15 protein-coding genes are annotated in these 14,525 nt (G+C 55.1%); 10 read left to right on the top strand and 5 right to left on the bottom strand.

Annotation, left to right across the window (positions count from 1 at the left end; all coding sequences use genetic code 11):
- Window positions 1-118 precede the first annotated feature (118 nt).
- The 5 genes from SOJ49_RS01835 to SOJ49_RS01815 are packed head-to-tail and all read left to right on the top strand — an operon-like array spanning window position 119 to window position 3,796.
- A complete protein-coding gene (locus SOJ49_RS01835) occupies window positions 119-256 on the top strand; it encodes a lipoprotein (RefSeq protein ID WP_369856523.1) in 138 nt (45 codons plus the stop codon).
- Entirely contained in the window at window positions 257-1,513 is a 1,257-nt protein-coding gene (lysA, locus tag SOJ49_RS01830) for a diaminopimelate decarboxylase (protein WP_369856522.1), read from the top strand. It abuts the gene before it with no gap.
- Window positions 1,510-2,340, top strand: a complete 831-nt coding sequence (gene dapF, locus SOJ49_RS01825; RefSeq protein ID WP_369856521.1) for a diaminopimelate epimerase — start codon at window positions 1,510-1,512, stop codon at window positions 2,338-2,340. The genes lysA and dapF overlap by 4 nt, the downstream gene beginning before the upstream one ends.
- A 50-nt stretch (window positions 2,341-2,390) precedes the next feature.
- Window positions 2,391-3,065: a DUF484 family protein gene (locus SOJ49_RS01820; protein WP_369856520.1), complete on the top strand. Its 675-nt coding sequence runs from the start codon at window positions 2,391-2,393 to the stop codon at window positions 3,063-3,065.
- 14 nt (window positions 3,066-3,079) lie between these two features.
- Window positions 3,080-3,796, top strand: a complete 717-nt coding sequence (locus tag SOJ49_RS01815) for an HAD family hydrolase (RefSeq protein WP_369856519.1) — start codon at window positions 3,080-3,082, stop codon at window positions 3,794-3,796.
- A 31-nt stretch (window positions 3,797-3,827) separates the two neighbouring features.
- Here the strand turns inward: SOJ49_RS01815 and SOJ49_RS01810 are convergent, their stop codons facing one another.
- Both SOJ49_RS01810 and SOJ49_RS01805 read right to left on the bottom strand, forming a co-directional pair.
- Complete coding sequence (locus SOJ49_RS01810; RefSeq protein ID WP_369856518.1) at window positions 3,828-4,106, bottom strand: hypothetical protein; 279 nt, start codon at window positions 4,104-4,106, stop codon at window positions 3,828-3,830.
- Window positions 4,107-4,210: 104 nt separating this feature from the next.
- Window positions 4,211-6,304 (bottom strand): sigma-54-dependent Fis family transcriptional regulator, encoded by a 2,094-nt coding sequence (locus tag SOJ49_RS01805; protein ID WP_369856517.1) that lies wholly within the window; start codon window positions 6,302-6,304, stop codon window positions 4,211-4,213.
- 397 nt (window positions 6,305-6,701) lie between these two features.
- On the opposite strand from SOJ49_RS01805, the gene SOJ49_RS01800 reads away from it, so the two are divergent.
- On the top strand, window positions 6,702-8,501 hold the full coding sequence (locus SOJ49_RS01800; RefSeq protein WP_369858025.1) for an NAD(P)-binding domain-containing protein: 1,800 nt from the start codon (window positions 6,702-6,704) through the stop codon (window positions 8,499-8,501).
- A 119-nt stretch (window positions 8,502-8,620) separates the two neighbouring features.
- On the opposite strand, the gene speA is transcribed toward SOJ49_RS01800, so the two are convergent.
- On the bottom strand, window positions 8,621-10,519 hold the full coding sequence (gene speA / locus SOJ49_RS01795; protein ID WP_369856516.1) for a biosynthetic arginine decarboxylase: 1,899 nt from the start codon (window positions 10,517-10,519) through the stop codon (window positions 8,621-8,623).
- Between the two features lie 256 nt (window positions 10,520-10,775).
- Between speA and speE the strand changes: the two genes are divergently transcribed.
- The gene (speE, locus tag SOJ49_RS01790) at window positions 10,776-11,645 is read left to right on the top strand and encodes a polyamine aminopropyltransferase (protein ID WP_369856515.1); all 870 of its coding nucleotides are present in this window, start codon (window positions 10,776-10,778) and stop codon (window positions 11,643-11,645) included.
- 135 nt (window positions 11,646-11,780) lie between these two features.
- Here the strand turns inward: speE and SOJ49_RS01785 are convergent, their stop codons facing one another.
- Both SOJ49_RS01785 and SOJ49_RS01780 read right to left on the bottom strand, forming a co-directional pair.
- On the bottom strand, window positions 11,781-12,185 hold the full coding sequence (locus SOJ49_RS01785; RefSeq protein WP_369856514.1) for a cytochrome c5 family protein: 405 nt from the start codon (window positions 12,183-12,185) through the stop codon (window positions 11,781-11,783).
- Between the two features lie 183 nt (window positions 12,186-12,368).
- Window positions 12,369-13,091 carry a substrate-binding periplasmic protein gene (locus tag SOJ49_RS01780; RefSeq protein WP_369856513.1) on the bottom strand — a complete coding sequence of 241 codons (723 nt, stop codon included), beginning with the start codon at window positions 13,089-13,091 and terminating at the stop codon, window positions 12,369-12,371.
- A gap of 242 nt (window positions 13,092-13,333) precedes the next feature.
- Between SOJ49_RS01780 and SOJ49_RS01775 the strand changes: the two genes are divergently transcribed.
- From SOJ49_RS01775 to SOJ49_RS01765, 3 genes are all read left to right on the top strand, one after another.
- Window positions 13,334-13,501 (top strand): YnbE family lipoprotein, encoded by a 168-nt coding sequence (locus SOJ49_RS01775; RefSeq protein ID WP_369858024.1) that lies wholly within the window; start codon window positions 13,334-13,336, stop codon window positions 13,499-13,501.
- Between the two features lie 15 nt (window positions 13,502-13,516).
- Entirely contained in the window at window positions 13,517-13,840 is a 324-nt protein-coding gene (locus tag SOJ49_RS01770; RefSeq protein WP_369856512.1) for a YdbL family protein, read from the top strand.
- Between the two features lie 61 nt (window positions 13,841-13,901).
- Window positions 13,902-14,498 carry a LemA family protein gene (locus SOJ49_RS01765; protein ID WP_369856511.1) on the top strand — a complete coding sequence of 199 codons (597 nt, stop codon included), beginning with the start codon at window positions 13,902-13,904 and terminating at the stop codon, window positions 14,496-14,498.
- Window positions 14,499-14,525: the final 27 nt, after the last annotated feature.

Genomic DNA, 14,525 nt, shown 5'->3' with positions numbered 1-14,525 from the left:
GGTGTATAATGCGTGCAAATTCAAGATACAGAACCCGCGCGCCAGTCCATCGCCCATCTGAGTCGTTTGACCAGAGCCAGACACTGGCAACGCCCGCAAGCAGATTATTCCATTGCCCATGACAAACCTGATTTGCCGTCTGCCATCGCTGCCTCTACTGACCGCCCTGTTACTGGCGGCACTGGTACTCAGCGGCTGTGGTCAAAAAGGCCCTCTGTATCTGCCCGACCAACCTGATACGGAAACGACCCGCTAAATGTCAGCCTTTACTTACCAGCAGGGCAGCCTGCACGCCGAACATGTCGACCTTGCCCAGCTCGCAAACCAGCATGGAACGCCACTGTATGTGTACTCACGCGAGGCACTGGAACGCCAGTATCGTGCCTATGACGAAGCACTGGGAGAGTGGCCGCACCAGGTCTGCTTTGCGGTCAAAGCCAACTCCAATATCGCGGTCTTGAATGTCCTGGCACAGCTCGGTGCAGGGTTTGATATTGTCAGCCTGGGTGAACTGGAACGGGCACTGGCTGCCGGTGGCGACCCCACTCGCATGGTGTTCTCCGGGGTTGGCAAACAGGCCATCGAAATGCGCCGCGCGCTCGAAGTCGGGGTTGGCTGTTTTAACCTCGAATCGGAAGACGAGCTGGAACGTCTCAATGACGTTGCCACCGCGATAGGGGTTATTGCCCACGTATCAGTACGGGTCAATCCAGACGTGGATGCCCAGACACACCCCTATATTTCTACCGGACTGAAAGACAACAAGTTTGGTATCGATATCGAACGCGCTCCGGCGGTTTACCAGCGTGCCGCCAGCCTGCCCGGTATTCAGGTGATCGGCGTCGACTGCCACATTGGCAGCCAGCTGACCTCGATTGATCCCTTTCTTGACGCCCTCGATCGCCTGCTGGCACTGATTGATGAACTCGCCACTCTGGGAATAACCATCAACCACCTCGACCTCGGTGGCGGTCTCGGCGTCTGCTACCGCGACGAACAGCCCGCCAGCCCAGCCAGCTATATCGCTGCGGTCAAGGAACGTCTGGCCGGTCGGTCACTGACACTGATTTTTGAACCGGGTCGCTCGATTTGTGCCAACGCGGGCGTATTCCTCACCAAAGTGGAATACCTCAAACTCAACCAGCACAAGAACTTTGCCATTATCGATGGCGCCATGAATGACCTGATTCGCCCGGCGTTGTATTCCGCCTGGCAAGAGATCCGGCCAGTGGCAGCATCCAGCGACGCGCCAGTCCGTTGTTACGACCTGGTTGGCCCGGTCTGTGAAACTGGCGATTTTCTCGGTAAAGACCGTGATCTGGCACTGCAACAGGGTGATTTACTGGCAGTGATGTCTGCCGGAGCCTACGGCTTTGTGATGGCTTCCAACTACAACAGCCGTGGCCGCCCGGCAGAAATCATGGTCGACGGTGACCAGGCTCACCTGATTCGCCGCCGCGAAACCATCGAACAACTGTTCGAGAGCGAAGCCTTGTTGCCGGTGCGCACATGAGAGTCAAGTTCAGCAAAATGCAGGGACTTGGTAACGACTTTGTCGTCATAGACCTTGTCACCCAGACTGGCCGTATCAGACCCGAACGGGTAAGAGAACTGTCGGATCGTCATTTTGGTATCGGCTTCGATCAGATGCTGATTGTCGAGCGCCCGACCCGGCCCGACGTCGACTTCCGCTATCGCATTTATAATGCCGATGGCAGTGAAGTGGAAAATTGCGGCAATGGTGCCCGCTGCTTCGCCCGTTTCGTCAACGAACAGATGCTCACCGGCAAGCGTGACATTCGGGTAGAAACCGCCAACGGCATTATCGAACTGCACCTGACCAGCGACGGTCAAGTGGTGGTTGATATGGGTCAGCCAATTCTGACACCGGCCGACATCCCCATGATCGCGGAACAGTTCATGCCGGAATATCACCGCCATGTCCCCGGCATTGGTGACGTTCGTTTTGGTGCAGTTTCCATGGGCAACCCCCATGCCGTTATTCGGGTTAACGACGTCGACAGTGCCCCGGTACACGAATGGGGGCCCATCATCGAATCGTGTGAATATTTTCCTAACCGGGTCAATGTCGGTTTTATGCAAGTCGTTAACAGCCACGCTATTCGTTTGCGGGTATTTGAACGGGGCAGCGGAGAAACCCTGGCCTGCGGCACCGGAGCCTGTGCTGCCGTCGTTTCCGGGCAGCTGCGCGGCTGGCTCGAACCCGGTGTGACTGTGTCCCTGCCGGGTGGTCAGCTGAACATTGACTGGGATGGCAAATCCAGTGTCCGAATGACCGGCCCCGCCGTGACTGTTTACGATGGACGGGTTAATCTCTAACTCGCCAGTTGTTGAAAAACGCTTTCTGACGGAACCAAGGTAAGGATCACATGAGCCAGCAACCCCGACTCACCGACGCCGATGTCGTGCAGTACCTGGAAGATCATCCCGAGTTTTTTGTTGGCAAGGACGACCTGTTGTCCCGTTTGCGGGTGCCTCACGCCACCAGTGGCGCGACCAGTCTGATTGAGCGTCAGGTTCAGGTACACCGGGATCGTAATATCGAGCTGCGTCAGCGGCTGTCCGACCTGCTCGAAAATGCGCGCCGGAACGACCAGTTGTTTGAAAAGACCCGCCGCCTGGTACTGGCCCTGATCGAAGCCAACAGCTGGCTGGCTATCCATACCGCCCTGGACGATTCACTGCGTAATGACTTTGGTGTGCACGCCTGGGTCATGTTGCACTTTACCGAGCGACAGCTGGAACGCCCGCTGGTAGCGGTTCGCAACCAGGAACAACAGCGTAATATCCACCGCCTGTTCAAGGGTCACCGGGCCATTTGTGGCCAGCTGCCCAAAGCCGATATGGCCGCCCTGCTCAATCTTGACACCACCGACATGGAATCCATTGCGGCGGCACAGATTCGTGGCCAGGATAATCACGGTCTGCTGGTATTAGCCAGTCAGGATGGCAGCTATTATCGCACCTCCATGGATACCCTGTTTCTGGATTACCTCTGTGACGTACTGGCATTACGCTTACAACAGACCCCGGTCAACCGTTAGATAAGGCAACTTTTTTGGCTCTGAAACTGATCACCCTCGATCTCGACGACACCCTCTGGCACACCGCACCGGTGATGCGCCGCGCCGAACAGGCCTGCTATGACTGGATCTGCGCACACTGTGCCGGTTTCGCCGATCTTTACAGCCTGGAAGGGTTACGCCAATACAAGTCTGAACTGGCGGAATGCTACCCGTCGCTGCAACACCAGATGTCGCAACTCCGGTTCGAAACCTTGCGCCGCGCCGCCATGCAGACCGGCTGCGACCGCAATAGCGCCCGTGCTCTTGCCGACAGCGCCTTTGCTGTCTTTGCCCATGAACGCAGCACACTGGAATTATTTGCCGGGGCTGAAGTGATGCTGCAACAACTGGCGACACACTGGCCATTGATCGCCGTGACCAATGGCAATGCCGATCTGGAAAAAGTTGGCATCCGGCATTATTTTAGTGCTCACCTGAATGCTGAAACCATCGGTGCCGCCAAACCAGCCCCCGATCTTTTTCATGCCGCACTGGCCCATGCCGTTGTCGAACCGCATGAGTGCCTGCATATCGGCGACCATCCGCACCACGATATCGACGCCGCCCATGCCGCTGGCCTGCATACCCTGTGGGTCAATCTGAACGAGAGCCCCTGGCCTGATGCCTTTGCCAGCCCGACATTACAGGTCAGCGCCTTGTCCGACGTGGTCGAACAGATTACTCAATGGCAGCGACAGCTGTCTCACTGAAGCGCCGTGCAGCACCGTGAGCAGCAATGGATCAGATAGGTCGGCTGCCATAATTGGATTGTGGCTTACGTGGTGGATCGGCCATCACGTTGTCGTCTACTTGTTGAATCCGGCCACCGCGCGACAGAAAGGCTTCAACATCACCTTCAAGCGAATCACGCAGTTCGTTGTGCGCCGTTGACGACACTTGCAGGCTGTCATCCTGATCGCTCGCTTTGGTAGCGCCACGTTTTTTTACTTGCGGCCGGGCATCACCGTCGGCGTCCTGGTCGGTCTCATCATCGTGTATTTCGAAGTCGTCATCAGACATGTCATGGTCCTATTCTTGATACAAGCCCATTACATATAGACCACCATGGCAAACCCGGTGCGTCTCGATACAATTGTTTACAAAAAGTACGATTCCCGACCGGGTTAGCCAGGGGATACACAGGTCTGTCGGCGGATTCTGAATTTGCGAATACGACGGTACAACGTGGGCCTGGAAACCCGCATCACACGGGCGACTTCACTGAGGTTCCAATCGTGTTGATCCAGTAACATAACGAGTGCCTGTCCTTCTTCGGTCAGCACAGCAGTATGAGTCAATTCAGGTCGGGAAAGACTGGCAGCGGTCTCACCCGCAGCCACGACACCAGTCTCACTACCACCAGCCTCACGACCACCGACCTCGCTACCTGGCAGCTTGTCACCCTGGCCAGTGCCACGAAGTTCCGGCAAATCTGCCAGAGTAATAACGTCACCGCTGCTGTTGGCTTCTGCATAGGCCAGTACATTAACCAGCTCACGCACATTGCCGGGCCATGAGTGAGCCAATAAAGCACTGATAACATCGGCGCGCAGGCGTAGCTCCGGTCGTTTCAGTTTTTGTTTCAGCTCGGCCAGCAAGGAGCGAATCAAAAATTCTCGATCCGCCCGTTGTCTCAATGGCGGCAAGGTCAGGGTGGCGCCGTTAAGCCGGTAATACAAATCAGCCCGGAATTCGTTGCGCTCAATCATCGCCTGGATATTGTGATGGGTCGCTGCAATGACCCGACAATCGACAAATACCGGTTTATCAGCTCCCAGAGGCGTCACCTCACCTTCCGCCAGCACTCTTAGCAAACGGGTTTGCAGCGGCAACGGCATGTCACCAATCTCGTCCAGAAACAAGGTGCCACCATCGGCTTGCTGAACCAGCCCTTTCGCCCCTCTGCTACGCCCACCGGTAAACGCACCGGCGCTATACCCAAACAATTCGCTCTCAATCAGGGATTCCGGTATGGCGGCGCAGTTAAGCGCGACAAAGGGCTTTTGGCGGCGATGACCACTGGCGTGAATGGCAGTGGCGAGCATGTCTTTGCCCGTCCCGGTCTCGCCCAGTATCAGCAAGTTAACATCACGCTGGCGAAAGCGTTTGGCCTGTTCGATTGTCTTGCGCATGGCGGCATCATCACCGGCCAGTCGATCCAGCGGCGGCACACGCTCAAGCGGACGGGCAGACTCTTTGCCAAGCCGACCGTGAGTCGATGGGTCATGCTGGCGCTTTGGTTCAATCAGCGTGCCAAACACCGTCTGATCATTCAGGGACAACCGGAACGCCTGCACGCCATCAGCACTGATCTGGTTGATGGCCAGAATATCGTCCCAGCGGCTGTCCAGTAATTCTGGCAAGGATGGCGCGGCCTGAACCGCAGCCGTTTCATCGCGAGCAGTGGGCACCCACACCGGATTGTCCGCCAGTAGCAAACGACCAGCAGTATTGGCAGCGACAATCGTGCCGGTGTCATCCAGCGCCAACAGCACTCGGCCATTAAGGGCGACAAACTCACGCGAGTCGTCGCAACGGAACACCAGATGGCGACGATAGCGCCGGAGAAAATAGGCGTCTTCAATCATGCGGGCGTAAAGCTGGGTCAGATGCAAAGCAAACATCTGGCTATCCCGCGCAGCAGGTGAATTCAGCGCCGAAATATCCAGAACCGCAATCAACTCACCAGAGGGGCCAAAGATCGGAGCGGCGGTGCAGGTCAAGCTGATGTGGGCACCATCGAAGTGGTCACCCCGGTGACAGGTCAACGCAGTCTGCTCCTGAATGCAGGTTCCCACTGCACAGGTTCCGGCATAACTTTCGTCCCAGTCAGCGCCAAGATATAGCCCCGCCTGCCTTAACTTGTCGTCCAGATCCCGCTCACCATGAAATTGCACCGTCACACCCGCGTGATCCGTCAGCAGCAAAACATAGCCAAGTCCATTAATACTGGCGTAGAGCTGGTTCACACCGGCACGGGCGACAGCCAGTAATTCATCGGCAGCATCCTGATGCTCTTTCAGGGTTGAACGGGTAACGATACGCGCTGGCTGTTTGCGCCCCGGCTGCAAGCCATACTGCTGCAAACAGCGCCACCAGGAACGGCCGATCAGATCGGCAGCGGCAGGCAGTGGTGGCCGACGGGCAAATTCAGTGATCACTCGGGTGTGAGCACGAGCGCTGGCTGCCGCCGTTGAGTGAGTCAAATATTCCGGCACCTATCTCCATCCTTGCTGCTTGCTGGGCAGCCTATCTTGCTATTGGATGTGACCAGTCTAAAGAGACCAGGCCGCTGCTGTCACAGGCCCATTCGTTCCACCCTTGGCAAACATTACAGCTGTAACGGCGATGATTCAGTTGTAGCGCCAGTGGCTTTACAGCTGTCTCGGAGCCTTATCTTCAAGGCATTCCTCTGCCATCCAAAATAATTCTGAAAACGTATAAATATCAATCGGTTAAAAATATTCCACGGCTCTGAAACCGGTCTGGCACAAGCACTGCAATAGCCAACCAGAGACGTTAGCGTCCACATAAAAACAACAAGATATTGATCAGGAGTCATCCATGACCCGGAATACCCAAACCACTACAACACCCTCAACAACACCCTCAACAATGCCTCCAACATCTCCACCTTCGGCCCAGGCACAACACTGGCTCGACCAACTCAATCAGGCATTACAACACCGTGACCCCGCTGCAGCTGCGGCTCTGTTTGAACCACAAGGGTTCTGGCGCGATCTGGTTACCTTTACCTGGAATATCAAAACCCTTGAAGGACGGGAAGCAATTCAGGCCATGCTGACAGCAACACTGGCGCAGGTGCAGCCATCCAATTGGAGACTGGAGGAAGAGGCGACCGAAAACGATGGAGTAATCGAAGCCTGGATTTGCTTCGACACTGCAGTTGCCCACGGCCGGGGGCATCTGCGCTTGCGCCAGGGTCAAGCCTGGACCTTGCTGACCACCATGGTAGAGCTGAAAGACTTCCCGGAAAAACGCAACGCTCAACGTCCCCGAGGGGCCGAGCACGGCATTAACCGGCAGCGCCAGACCTGGCAAGAAAAACGCCAGCAAGAAGAAGCGCAACTGGGTTACGAGCAACAGCCCTATTGTCTGGTTATTGGTGGCGGCCAGGGCGGCATTGGTCTTGGTGCCCGGCTGCGGCAGCTGGAGGTGCCAACCCTGATCATCGACAAGCTGGAAAAGCCCGGTGATGCCTGGCGGCGGCGCTATAAGTCCCTGTGTTTGCATGATCCGGTCTGGTACGACCATATGCCGTATTTGCCCTTCCCCGATCACTGGCCAGTCTTCGCCCCCAAAGACAAGGTGGGCGACTGGCTGGAAATGTACACCAAAGTGATGGAGTTGAATTACTGGGGTTCCACCGAATGTATCTCGGCTCATTACGACGAACAGGCCGCAGAATGGGTCGTGCAGGTTAACCGCGCTGGCGAACCGCTGACCTTACGCCCCAAACAGCTGGTACTGGCAACCGGGATGTCGGGGATTGCCAATATTCCTGACATTCGTGGCCAGGACAGTTTCGTCGGCGAACAACACCACTCCAGCCAGCATCCCGGCGGCGAAGCCTACGGCGGCAAGCACGTAGTGGTACTGGGAGCGAACAATTCCGCCCATGATATCTGCGCCGCCTTGTGGGAGCATGGTGCTGACGTCACCATGATCCAGCGTTCCTCCACCCATATCATCAAATCCGATACGTTAATGGAAAAGGTGTTGGGCGGCTTGTATTCGGAAGCAGCCGTGCAGAACGGTATGACCACATACAAGGCCGATCTGACCTTTGCTTCCATCCCCTTCAAGGTGATGCCAGAGTTTCATATTCCGATCTATAAAGAGGTCGCGAAACAGGATGCCGATTTTTACCAAAGCCTGGAAGAAGCCGGTTTTATGCTTGATTTTGGTGACGATGGCTCTGGCCTGTTTATGAAGTACCTGCGCCGGGCTTCCGGCTACTACATTGATGTCGGTGCATCCGAGCTGATTGCCAGTGGCGATATCAAGCTGAAAAGTCGTACCACCATCGAACAGATATTACCCCACTCAGTGATACTGACCGATGGTACCGAGCTGCCCGCTGACCTGATTGTCTACGCCACCGGCTATGGTTCGATGAATGGCTGGGCCGCCCGGATCATCTCCCAGGAAGTGGCCGACAAGGTCGGCAAATGTTGGGGCATGGGATCGGCGACCAGCAAGGATCCGGGGCCGTGGGAAGGGGAATTACGCAACATGTGGAAACCCACCCACCAGCCGGCACTGTGGTTCCACGGTGGCAACTTGCACCAGTCGCGCCATTATTCCCAATATCTGGCGCTACAGATCAAAGCCCGCATGGAAGGTATTGCAACGCCCGTCTATGGCATGGAAGACGTCAATCACTTGTCTTGACTGACGCCTCTGTCCTGACAACCAGTCAGCCATCGCCAGACGGTTAACCGGTTCTGCTCCGTTTCGCACAGAAACCCGTATTGGCGGGGGCTTGCGAAGCGGAGTACTCAGGCCAACGCTTACAACTGCAAGTAGGTATAGGCCTGCATCGATTCCGACAGTTCACGCTGGAACATGGCCTTGTCGCTGTCATCCAGAGAACTCTGTTCCACCTGACTGATCAAGCGATGACGAATATCGTCGGCGTTAAAATTCACATAACCCAGCACCTTGGCAATATGATCGCCCCATACCGGATTGTGCAACGCTGGCTTGCCGTCTTCGTCCAGCACCACATCAACCGAGTCGGTATCACCAAACAGATTATGCAAGTCGCCAAGAATCTCCTGATAGGCACCAACCATAAAAAACGCCAACATATCACCCCGATTGACCGATGGCAGCGGCAGGCTGGTGCCCAGGCCGTCGTTTTCAACATAGTTATCGATACGGCCATCCGAGTCGCAGGTGATATCCTGCAATACGCCACGATAGGCCATCGGTTGATCAAGGCCACAAACCGGCAGAATTGGAAAAATCTGTTCAATACCCCAGATATCCGGCAACGACTGGAATAACGAAAAATTCACAAACACCTTGTCAGCCAGCTTCTCCTGCAACTCGTCCAGTAACGGTCGATGGGCACGATTCCCCGGATTGAGTTTTTCTACCAGTAACTGGCAAGTACGGGCATATAGCATCTCGACACTGGCGCGTTGCACGAGGGACAACAACCCAAGACTGAACGAAGCATGCGCCTCTGCGACCCAGTGCTGGACATCATGATACAGCTCCACCAGTCCGCTGCTGCGGGACTCCAGTAATAGCTCATAGGCCCGATACAAGCCCTTGAGACAAACCGGATCGTCCTCCTTCATCGGCTCCAGCTCACCATCTAACGGCCGCTCGTGATCAATGATTTCGGTGAGTAATACGGCATGGTGCGCGGTCATGGCACGCCCGGATTCGGTGATGATATGCGGTTCCTCGGCACCGATTTCGGCGCAAATATCCTTCATCGCCTCCACCACCTTGCGGGCGTATTCCTGCATGCTGTAGTTCATCGAACAGTAGCTGCGCGAGCGGGTGCCTTCATAATCGACCCCCAGACCGCCGCCGACGTCCAGCCATTGAACCGGCACTTCCAACTTCACCAGCTCGGCGAAAATACGACTGCATTCCCGCAAGCCGGTGTGTATATCGTGAATATTGGCCAACTGCGAACCGAGATGAAAATGCAGTAACTGCAAGGTGTCCAGCTGACCTTGCTGACGCAACAGCTCGACCACCTGCAGAATTTGCAGCGCTGACAAGCCAAACTTGGACTTCTCGCCACCGGTATTCTGCCAGTTGCCCTTGCCGATGGTGGACAATCGCGCTCGCACCCCCAAACGCGGTTTGACACCAACCCGCTCAGCCTCGCGCAAAATCATCGGCAGCTCGGACAGTTTTTCAATCACCAGAAAAACATGATGGCCCATCTTCTCCGCCATCAGCGCCAGCCGCACAAAGTGGGCATCCTTGTAGCCATTACAGATAATGGTGGCCTTGATGTCCCGAGTCTGGGCCAGTACCGCAATCAGTTCCGGCTTGCTGCCCGCTTCCAGTCCGATCCGCTCAATACCCGCCAACCGCTGCCCGGCGACAATCTGGGCGACCACCGGTTGCTGCTGATTCACCTTGATCGGATAGACCGGTGTAAATCCACCCTGATAATCAAACTCCTGCCGTGCCTGCTCAAAAGCACTGACCAGACTGCCAACACGGTGATGCAGAATCCCCGGAAAACGCAGCAATACCGGTAATCGCAGTCCTTCCTGACGTACCAGGTCTGCCAACTCTTTGAGATCAACCCCCGCCGTTGGAGAGGCATCCGGGTGGACACTCAGGTTGCCCTGATCATTAATACGGGCGTACCCCTCACTCCAGTAAGGCAGGTTATAGACGTCTTCTGCATGGGCGGGCTTGGCGGTAGTCATGGGCGGTCCTGAGTACTGATTCGCTTGGCGCGAATCCATGGTTAAGGTATCTTGCAGCGCAAATGGTCGCAGCGGCACAAGGAACGACGCCCGCTACCGGAAAATCCGGGACGACCGGCGTTCAGTCATTCGGGAGGCACCCGCCTCTGCTCACAGACCGGCGCACATATCCCTGTCGGGGCTACCGTGGGCGGAGCATCCGCTACACCGGCAAGCCGCCGATTTTAAAGAACATCGATTCATTTGAGTATCCAATATGACACACTCACTGGCAGACGGCTGGTTTACCGAAGTATTTGATCAACAAGGCTCTGCCTTCTCTCTGAAAGTGAAAGGCAAGATCGACAGCGCTCAAAGTGAATTCCAGAGCATTGACATCTACGACACGGAAACCTTCGGCAAGCTGATGGTGATTGATGGCTGCACCATGGTCTCCACCCGTGAGAACTTTGTTTATCACGAAATGATGTCGCACGTGGCCTTGTTCGCCCACCCGGCACCTAAAAAAGTCGCCATTATTGGTGGCGGCGATTGTGGCACCCTGCGCGAAGTACTGAAACACACCGGTGTTGAACAGGTCTGGCAGATTGATATCGACGAGCTGGTCACCCGCATGTCGGAGAAGCATTTCCCGGAGTTGTGTGAATCCAACGACGACCCCCGCGCCAACATCCTGTTTGCCGACGGCATTCAGTGGATCAAGGACTGCGAACCGGAATCCCTCGACGTGATTATTATCGACAGCACCGACCCGGTCGGCCCGGCAGAAGGGCTGTTTGCTGTCGATTTTTACCAAGATTGCTTCAAGGCGCTGGCTCCGTTGGGCATTGTGGTTCAACAATCAGAATCACCGCTGTACCACAGCGATTCCATCATCAAGAAAATCCATGTTGATATGGCCGCAGCCGGAGCCAGCAGCAGCCATACCGTACCGTTCCCGCAAGTGATCTACCCGTCTGGCTGGTGGAGTTGCACCCTCGCCAGCAAAGGTGGCGATACCACCAGCTTCCGCATCGAAGACTCGGCCGCCAAATCCTTCCGCACCGAGTACTACAACGCCGAGATGCATGCTGCAGGTCTGGCGATACCCGAGTTCATGCGCCGTGCCTTGGGTATGGCTGACTGACCAACACGTGCTTCTTCTTATTAGCGCTTATTTTTATTAGCTCTTGTATTTATTGACGCTTGTTGGCAGATACCAGACACAAAAAAGCCGCAATGGATTGCGGCTTTTTTGTGTCTGTCTTACTGTTATGCCGGTTTATTCTCGACCCGACATAAACTTGATTGCTGCCAGCAGTTCGTCATCCGAGCAATTCATACAGTTGCCTTTCGGCGGCATGCTGTTCAAGCCCTGCACCGCGTTGTGCAGCGTTGCGTCGAACCCCTTCTCCAGACGGGCATCCCAGGCCGCAGTGTCACCCTTCTTTGGTGCCCCCAGAATCCCGGCACCATGACAGGCGAAACAGGCACCACCGTAGACGTCTTCTCCAGAGCGAGGACCGGCTGCAACCACCACCGCACCACCGCACTCCACGCCAACACAAACGTCACCCACCGGGGCGATACGTTCGCGAATTTTATCTTCATTGGTAGCTGTCGCAGCGAATGCTTGCGAAACCAGCAAGGTAGCAGCAACCAAAATCAGTGCTTTCAGATGTTTCACAACGGGCCCCTTTTTAAGCTAATACGGCTTATCAAAATTAGAATCGCACGAATTATAGCGAGTTTTACAAGGTCATTGGAATCAAACAGCATGACTGAACGCAAGGGACAATGGTATTAGGCCCTGCAGCCATCGCCTGAAGCCAGGTTTACCGAACCCAAATACCGCTCCGACAGCCCGGATTTACTGTAAATACTGGTCGAGAATCGCCTGATAACGGCCACTCTGGCGCAGCTGTTGCAAACCCGCGTTAAAATCATCCCGCAAAGCCGGATCCCGGAATCCGATCCGGTAGCTGACCGGCGGAAACAGTTCAAAAACACTCACCGGACGCTCAGTGCTTTCCCGACCGGCTTGCGCCCGATAATAATTAAAAATATACCGATCCATCACGATCAGATCGATGCGCTCCGAAAACAGCATATCGACCTGACTGTGCTGACGGGTGGTTTCGCTGTAATGGATATTGTTACTGGCCATATGGCCAAACTCTGGCCCCAATAACCGGGCGGCGTTCTGAAATGCCAACACCCGATAATTCACCATGTCATCCAGTGTATGAATCGCAAACCCCTCAAATGCCAGCGCCAGCACCACATTGTGGTAGGTAATGTATTCATCCGAGAAAAAGATATCCTCTTCTTCTCCTTCCGACGGCAACGTCAAGGCAGCATCCACTCGGGCTTGCTGCAACAAGCCGTTCACTCGACCATAGGGGGCATATTCAGGCGTAATATCATGCCCTCGCAGCGCCAGGGCTTCACGGACAATATCCAGCTCTGCACCGGTATTATTTTCCTCGATCACGTACGGGGACAAGGATGACCCAACCGCCACACGCAAGCTCTGCGCCATCGAGGGGAACGACATCATCAATAACAGCAATGTCACCAGGGGGTATTGCATTGGTAGCTCCGTTTTAAACTGCACATATGTTCAGTATAAGCAATTCATAAAGATGATAGAACATCTCATTTATGTACACCATTCGGCCTGCGCTGGCAGCCTGGCACTTGGTGCCGGTTTCGCCGAACTCCTGTCCTCATCTTGATCAGACAGCGGTTGCATTGCCACAATCCAGCGTTACAGTAGAGGCCGAATTGCCCAGGAGGCTTGTTATGCCATATCACCCCCGCATTGCCTTTAGCATGTCTGCGATTGTTCTGGCCACTGCACTGGCAGGTTGTACAGTCAAGCTGGCCGCACCGGAAAAACCCATCACGATCAACCTCAATGTCAAAATCGAACATGAAATCCGGGTCAAGGTAGAAAAAGATCTGGAAAACTTGTTCGAAGAAAAAGACGCCTTGTTCTGAGTTATGGAGATATTCATGAAACGCCTACTGCTGACACTGGTCACCTTGATGTTGTCTTTCTCTGTCATGGCACTCGACCTCGACACCGCCCGCGAAGCCGGTCTGGTGGGTGAACAACGAGATGGTTACGTCGGACTGGTCGATACCAGCCGCCACGATGTTGCCGCATTGGTGGTTGAAATCAACACCAAACGCAAGATTCACTATCAGGAAATTGCCAACAAGCAGCAAGCGCCGCTGGCCAGTATTGAAAAAATTGCCGGAGAAAAACTCACCGACAAGGCGAACAAACAGGGACAATACTACCAGTCAGCCAATGGCGACTGGGTACGCAACTAACGCTCATTTACCACTACTGCCCGGCAGCCTTGGGCAAACCTGACCCGACAAAGGAACCGTTATGGATATGTCCACCATCATCACACTGGTTGTCATTGCCTTGTTGCTGGTTTATCTGGTGTCGATTTACAACACCCTGGTGAGCTATCGCAATCGTTATGAAAACAGCTTTGCCCAGATCGAAGTTCAACTGAAGCGACGCTACGACCTGATTCCCAACCTGGTTGAAACCGCCAAGGCTTATATGAGCCATGAACGTGAAACTCTGGAAGCGGTCATCGCCGCTCGTAATCAGGCTGCTGCCGGACTGAAAGCCGCCGCCAGCCACCCTGGCGCGGCCGACGCCATGCAACAGTTGATGTCAGGTGAAGGTGCCCTGACCGGTGCCCTGGGTCGATTAAACGTTGTGATGGAAGCTTACCCCGACCTCAAGGCGAATCAGAACATGATGCAGGTATCGGAAGAGTTGACCAGCACCGAGAACCGCGTCTCTTTCGCCCGTCAGGCCTTCAATGACGCCGTCACCACCTATAACAGCTATCGCCAGTCATTTCCTCCCGTGGTGTTTGCCAGCCTGTTTGGCCACAGCGAAGATGCCCGTCTGCTCGAATTTGCCGACAGCGCCGCGATCCAGTCTGCTCCGAAGGTGTCTTTTTAAGCAGGTGTTTTTTGAGAAGGCAACTTT

This window comes from Candidatus Thalassolituus haligoni, assembly GCF_041222825.1.
Classification (GTDB): Bacteria; Pseudomonadota; Gammaproteobacteria; order Pseudomonadales; family Oceanobacteraceae; genus Oceanobacter; species Oceanobacter antarcticus.
The sequence above is the reverse complement of the archived record's forward strand: the minus strand, read 5'-3'. Positions and strand labels throughout refer to the sequence as shown.

What these genes read in the sequence shown, in the direction of transcription:
- SOJ49_RS01835 (WP_369856523.1), top strand. Translation starts at nt 119, where the DNA reads ATGACAAACCTGATTTGCCGTCTGCCATCGCTGCCTCTACTGACCGCC.
- lysA (WP_369856522.1), top strand. Translation starts at nt 257, where the DNA reads ATGTCAGCCTTTACTTACCAGCAGGGCAGCCTGCACGCCGAACATGTC.
- dapF (WP_369856521.1), top strand. Translation starts at nt 1,510, where the DNA reads ATGAGAGTCAAGTTCAGCAAAATGCAGGGACTTGGTAACGACTTTGTC.
- SOJ49_RS01820 (WP_369856520.1), top strand. Translation starts at nt 2,391, where the DNA reads ATGAGCCAGCAACCCCGACTCACCGACGCCGATGTCGTGCAGTACCTG.
- SOJ49_RS01810 (WP_369856518.1), bottom strand. Translation starts at nt 4,106, where the DNA reads ATGTCTGATGACGACTTCGAAATACACGATGATGAGACCGACCAGGAC.
- SOJ49_RS01800 (WP_369858025.1), top strand. Translation starts at nt 6,702, where the DNA reads ATGCCTCCAACATCTCCACCTTCGGCCCAGGCACAACACTGGCTCGAC.
- speA (WP_369856516.1), bottom strand. Translation starts at nt 10,519, where the DNA reads ATGACTACCGCCAAGCCCGCCCATGCAGAAGACGTCTATAACCTGCCT.
- speE (WP_369856515.1), top strand. Translation starts at nt 10,776, where the DNA reads ATGACACACTCACTGGCAGACGGCTGGTTTACCGAAGTATTTGATCAA.
- SOJ49_RS01780 (WP_369856513.1), bottom strand. Translation starts at nt 13,091, where the DNA reads ATGCAATACCCCCTGGTGACATTGCTGTTATTGATGATGTCGTTCCCC.
- SOJ49_RS01775 (WP_369858024.1), top strand. Translation starts at nt 13,334, where the DNA reads ATGTCTGCGATTGTTCTGGCCACTGCACTGGCAGGTTGTACAGTCAAG.
- SOJ49_RS01770 (WP_369856512.1), top strand. Translation starts at nt 13,517, where the DNA reads ATGAAACGCCTACTGCTGACACTGGTCACCTTGATGTTGTCTTTCTCT.
- SOJ49_RS01765 (WP_369856511.1), top strand. Translation starts at nt 13,902, where the DNA reads ATGGATATGTCCACCATCATCACACTGGTTGTCATTGCCTTGTTGCTG.